The organism is Chitinophaga silvatica, assembly GCF_003419895.1.
Classification (GTDB): domain Bacteria; phylum Bacteroidota; class Bacteroidia; order Chitinophagales; family Chitinophagaceae; genus Chitinophaga; species Chitinophaga silvatica.
In genome coordinates this window covers 137,067-144,215 of sequence record NZ_QPMM01000017.1, presented here as the reverse complement: position 1 = coordinate 144,215, position 7,149 = coordinate 137,067, and the positions used below count along the sequence as shown (strand labels likewise).

The window sequence follows — 7,149 nt, the reverse complement described above, 5'->3', positions numbered from 1 at the left end:
AGGAATGTAGCAATAACAGATGATGTGCCATCATCAATCAGTGGCGTAAGCTACAGCGCATCCAATGGCGCTACCGGCACAGGTAATCATATTGCGTTTACAACAGATCTGGCTGTAGGAACAAGTCTGCAAATAAGAGTAACTGGTAAGGTATCGAGCGACGCTACTGGTGCATTGTCTAATACTGCCAGCGCACAACTACCAGGATCAAGTCCTGTAACTAGCGTGGCAGCTGTAACAACAGTAACATCGTCTTCACAAATCAGCATTACTAAGGTTGGCGATAAAGCAGTAGTCGCTGGCGATAGTATTCATTACCTGATCACAGTAACGAATGCTGGTCCGTCTGAAGCCAGGAATGTGACAATAACAGATGATGTACCATCATCAATCAGTGGAGTAAGTTACAGCGCATCCAATGGCGTCACAGGCACAGGTAATCACATTGCGTTTACAACAGATCTGGCGGTAGGTGCTACACTGCAAATAAGAGTAGTTGGTAAGGTACCTAGCGAAGCTACCGGTGAATTGTCAAATACTGCCAGCGCACAATTGCCGGGGTCAAGTCCTGTAACCAGCGCCGCTGCAGTTACAACAGTAACATTATCGTCACAAATCAGCATTACTAAAGTTGGTGATAAAGCAGTAGTAGCAGGCGATAGTATTCATTACCTGATCACGGTAACGAATGCTGGTCCGTCAGAAGCCAGGAATGTAGCAATAACAGATGATGTGCCATCATCAATCAGTGGCGTAAGTTACAGCGCATCCAATGGCGCTACCGGCGCAGGTAATCATATTGCGTTTACATCAGATCTGGCTGCAGGAGCTAGCATACAAATTCGTGTAGTTGGTAAAGTATCGAGCGATGCTACCGGTGAATTGTCTAATACTGCCAGTGCACAGTTACCAGGCGAAAGACCGGTAACAAGTGTTGCTGCAGTTACAACAGTAACATCATCATCACAAATCAGCATTACTAAGGTTGGTGATAAAGCAGTAGTAGCCGGCGATAGTATTCATTACCTGATCACAGTAACGAATGCTGGTCCGTCAGAAGCCAGGAATGTAGCAATAACAGATGATGTGCCATCATCAATCAGTGGCGTAAGTTACAGCGCATCCAATGGCGCTACCGGCACAGGTAATCATATTGCGATAACAACAGATCTGGCTGTAGGAACTAGTATACAAATTCGTATCGCCGGTAAAGTATCGAGCGATGCGACAGGTGAATTATCTAATACTGCCAGCGCACAGTTACCGGGAACAAGTCCTGTAACTAGTGCAGCAGCAGTAACAACAGTAGGCTCATCGTCACAAATCAGCATTACTAAAGTTGGCGATAAACAAGTGGTAGCTGGCGATAGTATTCATTACCTGATCACGGTAACAAATGCCGGCCCATCTGAAGCTAAGAATGTGACTATAACAGATGATGTGCCATCATCAATCAGTGGCGTAAGCTACAGCGCATCCAATGGTGCTACCGGCATAGGTAACCATATAGGATTATTGGTAAATCTAAATCCGAATGAGATATTAACTATTAATGTAAGTGGGGTTGTTTCTAGTACAGCAACGGGCCCGGTTTCCAATATTGCATCAGTGAAAAATAATGAAATAACAATTTCATCTTCACCTGCAATTACAAACATTATAGTACCTCAACAAAGAGTAGATCTGGCAATATCTAAAAATGGCCCGATCGCGAGCTTAAGTGGAGAGGAAATTGTATACACATTGGTTGCGAAAAATAATGGTCCGGATGCCTGTGAAAATGCTCTGGTTATCGACGATGTGCCTGCCGGAATTACCCAAATCCAGGTAAGTGCCAGTATAAGCGACGCTAAAACCAGTGTGGATGGTAACCTGGTGAGAGTTACTATTGGTAAACTAAATGTTGATCAGGAGGTGCTAATAACTATTAAAGGTATCTTGACTATAGATGGTGCGATTGCAAATAGCGCTACAATTAAAGCCCCTGACGGCGTTACTGATATCAATTTATCAAACAACACAAGCAATATTGTCAGAACAAATGTTAGCAGAAAAATTGAAGCAGATATCGAATTACAAAAAACATTGAAAAACACCGGTCCTCTGAGTGTCGGAGAAAAAGCAGGATTTAATATTGTTGTTACCGACTTAGGTCCGTTTACTGCTCATCAGATTATTGTTCGAGACACACTACAGGATAATCTTGATGTTGTTGGAGGCTTTAATGTAAGTACAGGTAATGTTTCATATGATGCAGCAACAAGGATTATTATATGGACTATCGATAGTCTGGCAGCCTCTCAATCCGCTACACTGGAGTATACTACTCGTATTACCCATACGGGTACTGTAATGAATGTGGCCTATGTGAGTGCTGCAACTCCTGATCCTAGAACTGCAAATAATATTGCAGCAATAAACCCGGTAATTGTTACGGGCGATGACCTGTATATTCCTAACATTATTACACCTAATGGAGATGGAAAGAACGATAAGTTTGTAATTATTGGATTATCTCATTTCCCTGGTTCCCAACTATTTATTTATAACCGTTGGGGTAATCTGGTGTACCAGGCCAAAAATTATCAGAATGATTGGGATGGTATAAATCTCAATGAAGGTACCTACTTCTATATACTGAAGGTAAATACCCCTACAGGTGAAAAATCTTATAAAGGGTGGGTAGAACTGCTTAGATAGAATAGCTATAGGTTTAATGTTAGAAGTTCATTGGTGGGGATTTCCCCACCCATTTCTTTTTAAAAGAAATTTGGTTTATACAATAAACTAGTTTATTTTTGAGTATAAATTAAAAGTAATGACCAAAATCGCTTTAGGAACGATCCTGTTAGCATGTTGCCCCCTGTTCCTTCTAGCCCAGTTCACAATAAGCGGAATAGTAAGTAACGCAAAAAAACATCCCTTATCTGGTGTAAATATCTCTATAAAAGATTCTTACGATGGTGCTACAACAAAGGCTGATGGGAGCTTTACATTTACTACCTCTGTATCAGGTGATGTAATTCTAACAGCAGGTCTGATGGGTTATCAGACTTTAGAAATGCAAATCAATACCAATGCTGCTCAACAATTAAACATAGTTTTAAAAAATGCAGTAAATGCCCTTCGTGTTGTAACCATTTCGGCAGGTAGCTTTGAAGCAAGTGATGATAAGAAAGGAACAGTCTTAAAACCATTGGATATTGCTACCACTGCAGGAGCGGGTGCCGATATTGTAAATGCTATAAAAACATTGCCCGGCGCCCAACAAACAAATGATAGGGAAGGCCTTTTCGTACGTGGAGGTACCGGTTATGAAACACAAACATTAATTGATGGAATGTTGGTTCGCAACCCATTTTTTAGCAGTTTGCCAGATGTTCCTGGCCGTGGTAGATTTTCTCCATTCCTGTTTAAAGGCACCACTTTCAGCAGTGGCGGTTATTCTGCTCAATATGGTCAGGGTTTATCATCTGCCTTAATATTAGAATCAACAGACCTGCCACAACGTTCTTCTTCCTCTGTAGGGCTTTCAGTTATTGGTGCAAGTGGTGGGCTGGAACAACTATCTAAAAATAAGAAATCATCATATGGGATTGAAGCAGATTATACTAACCTGGCTCCTTATTTCAAAGTGCTAAAACCCAAACAAACCGTATCATTAGGCCCGGAAATAATTGGAACGTCCGCCAACTTCAGAATCAAAACTTCTTCCACCGGGATGCTTAAATTTTATGGGTATGCCAACTGGAGTAAAATGGGTTTCGATAATAATAGTATAGAATATCCTGGTTATACAGAATCCTTTAAGTTATATAACAATAATGTTTATACGAACCTGACCTATAAGGAAAGTCTGGGCAACAATTGGCATCTGTATATAGGAGCTTCATTCAGTGCAAATAATGATGATATCCGCGCTGATACAATATCTAAAAATCTAATTCCCACTACCATAAAAGTACATTCAGAACTTAGCCAGGGCCGTTTGATGTTTTACAAGAACATTGGGCGTTTCTCAGTAATAAGGATGGGCACTGAGTACCAAAATGCAGTAGAGCGTTCTGCATTCAATACATATAATGCAAATTATACGGATAACTACAATGCCGGGTTCCTGGAAGGAGATATTTATTTTACCCCTTTCCTGGTTGGACGAATCGGAGGCAGAACAGAGCATAGCTCCATAATCGATAAATGGAATGTTGCACCACGTGTGTCACTGGCTTATAAGCTAAATAACTTTAGCCAGTTTTCAGTAGCGTATGGTGATTACTACCAAAAGCCGGAACCACAGTATATTCGTTACGACAGAGGGCTCGATTATATGAAAGCAACTCATTATATCGTCAGCTATCAACGTGTGGCCAGTGATTATACATTCAGAACAGAGCTTTTCTATAAGAAATATACGGACCTTGTAAAAACTGTTCCATCCTATAACAATAATGGTAGTGGTTATGCACAGGGAATTGAATTGTTTTGGAGAGATAGGAAAACAATCAGAAATGCAGATTATTGGATCTCTTATTCTTTCCTGGATACAAAAAGAGATTATCTGAATTATCCGTTCCGGGTACAACCCGACTTTGCGGCAAAACATACAGCAAGCCTGGTTTATAAACACTTTGTAGAAAAGATTAAAACTAATCTTGGAGTCACTTATTCTTTCGCAAGTGGAAGACCATATTACAACCCGAATTTGCCGGTAGATAAATTTATGTCAGAAAAAACGATGACGTATAACGCGCTAAGTTTAAGTGGCAGTTATCTGACCAGTATTCGTAAGGCATTCACCATCCTTGTAGTATCTGTAAGCAATGCAATGGGCAACAAACAGGTATTCGGATACCATTATTCTACTGATGGATTGAGGAGGAGTGAAATTGTACCAAATGTCGGAAGATTTATATATCTGGGAATGTTTATGAATTTTGGAATCGACAGACGTCAGGATGTTATTAATAACCTTTAATCAATAAATATGAAACACACTTTTCTGGTTCTTTTCTTAATGGGTAGCCTGGCTGTTTCAGCACAGAGCTCCCGTTATACCGAAGCAATGGCTAAACAGACGGCAGATCTGGATAGCAGCAGCACTTTTAATCCTGAAAACCTTCAACAAAAAAGCAATACGTTTGAACGAATTGCTGAAGCAGAGAAAACTCAATGGTTGCCTTATTACTATGCCGCCTACATGCAAATTATGCAGGCATTTACATCAAAAGATAAGTCGCAGATAGATCCACTTACAGAAAAAGCAACTATAAACCTGGATAAAGCAGAAGCATTAATCTCTAAAAATAGTGAAATAGCCTGTTTACGTTCATTGATCGCATCAGCCAAATTAACTGTAGATCCAATGAACCGTGGACCGGTATACGGACCGGAAGCTGCAGCACAATTAGTTACAGCAAAGACTTTGAACCCCGAGAACCCACGGGTTTATATGTTGGAAGGCCAGGCACTTCTTTTTACACCAGAGCAGTGGGGTGGTAGTAAAACTAAAGCCAAAACGACCCTAGAACTGGCATTAACAAAATTCGCTGCATTTAAGCCAGAAAGTGATATTTCTCCAAAATGGGGAGAAGCATATACACGTGGTCTTTTGCAAAATGCGTCTAAATAGTGTTATTTTGTTGTAACGAAGCAATTATTGAAAAACAGGATAGCATGGATTTTAAAGATCTGGACCCAGTATTACACTCTCAGTTAAGACTTGCAGTAATATCAGTATTATTACGAGAAGAGGAGGCAGAATTTACATTTCTCAAAGAAAAGACGAATGCTACTGCAGGTAATCTTAGTGTTCAGATAAACAAGCTGCGTGACGCCGGATATATTAGTGTTGTAAAGCAGTTTAAAGACAATTATCCTCAAACCATTTGCAAAATTACTCCTGTTGGCAAGAAAGCATTTGAGAACTATGTGGCTTCAATTCAATCGTATTTAAATACTGGAAAGAAATAATTACTTTAATATAAAAGAGAAAGGTGGAAGATATTCTTCCACCTTTCTCTTTTATATTAAAGTATATCTTACTCCGAATCCAATACTGTTTTCTTAAGTGGATTGGCAGTTTGCAGGGCATATCTTTCTCTTTGTTCGAGAATATCGAGGCAGGTAAAAATAGCCTGACGGAATGAATCCGGATCTGCAATGTTTTTACCAGCAATGTCGAACGCAGTTCCATGATCCGGAGAGGTTCTTACGATATCCAGGCCAGCAGTATAATTAATACCGTTTCCGATAGCTAATGATTTGAAAGGAATCAGGCCCTGGTCGTGATACATGGCTAATACGCCATCAAACTGATTATACATCTGTCTGGCGAAGAAGGCATCTGCGCTGTAAGGGCCAAAGGTTAAAATACCTTCGTGTTTGGCCTGGTTAATTGCCGGGAAAATTGTATCAAGTTCCTCGTGGCCAATAAGACCGTCGTCGCCGGCATGTGGATTAAGCCCTAACACCGCGATTCTTGGATTATCTATACCAAAATCCTTGATCAGGCTTTCATTCATTAAATGAAGCTTATCGAGGATATTATCAACTGTTACAAATCTGGAGACCTCTGCGATAGGTACATGCTCAGTAAGTAATCCTACCCGCATATTATCTGCTGTCATAAACATCAGTACATCATTTGCACCGAATGCATCTCTCAGGAATGGAGTATGACCAGTGTAGGTGAATGTAGCGCTTTGGATGTTGTTTTTATGAATAGGAGCAGTGACAAGGCCATCGATATATCCTTCCTTGATACATTTGATAGCAACTTCCAACGCTTTGGCAGCGTATTTACCGCCTGTTTCATTTAAGACGCCGGGAGTGATCTGAACTTCTTCTTCCCAGCAGTTAAATACATTCACCTGCTTGTGGTTAAGACGGGAGAAGTCTTTGATACTCTGGTAGTTAAAGTTATTTTCATTCATCAGCTTCCGGTAAAAGTTGATGGTCTTGTTAGATGCAAAGATTACTGGGGTGCAAAACTCCATCATTCTGTTGTCAAGGAACGTTTTGATGATAATTTCGGCACCAATGCTATTGATATCACCGATGGTGATGCCTATAACCGGTTTATTGGTCTGGATGTTACTCATGCTTATTGCCTCAATGTGTGGCAAAGATAGTATTTCTGGGAGAGATATC

General features: G+C 40.4%; 5 protein-coding genes. 4 read left to right on the top strand and 1 reads right to left on the bottom strand.

Translation table 11 applies throughout. The features are described 5' to 3' along the window. From DVR12_RS25960 to DVR12_RS25945, 4 genes are all read left to right on the top strand, one after another. A partial coding sequence (locus tag DVR12_RS25960; RefSeq protein WP_116978726.1) for a T9SS type B sorting domain-containing protein occupies positions 1 to 2,700 on the top strand: 2,700 nt, incomplete at its 5' end. A 118-nt stretch (positions 2,701 to 2,818) separates the two neighbouring features. Beyond that, entirely contained in the window at positions 2,819 to 4,975 is a 2,157-nt protein-coding gene (locus DVR12_RS25955) for a TonB-dependent receptor (protein WP_116978725.1), read from the top strand. Positions 4,976 to 4,984: 9 nt separating this feature from the next. Continuing rightward, entirely contained in the window at positions 4,985 to 5,629 is a 645-nt protein-coding gene (locus DVR12_RS25950) for a hypothetical protein (RefSeq protein ID WP_147323544.1), read from the top strand. A 44-nt stretch (positions 5,630 to 5,673) separates the two neighbouring features. Further along, positions 5,674 to 5,970, top strand: a complete 297-nt coding sequence (locus tag DVR12_RS25945; RefSeq protein ID WP_116978732.1) for a winged helix-turn-helix domain-containing protein — start codon at positions 5,674 to 5,676, stop codon at positions 5,968 to 5,970. A gap of 68 nt (positions 5,971 to 6,038) precedes the next feature. Here DVR12_RS25945 and pdxA read toward each other — a convergent pair whose 3' ends face one another. Further along, positions 6,039 to 7,100, bottom strand: coding sequence for a 4-hydroxythreonine-4-phosphate dehydrogenase PdxA (pdxA, locus tag DVR12_RS25940; protein WP_116978723.1), 1,062 nt, complete (start codon positions 7,098 to 7,100; stop codon positions 6,039 to 6,041). Positions 7,101 to 7,149 lie beyond the last annotated feature (49 nt).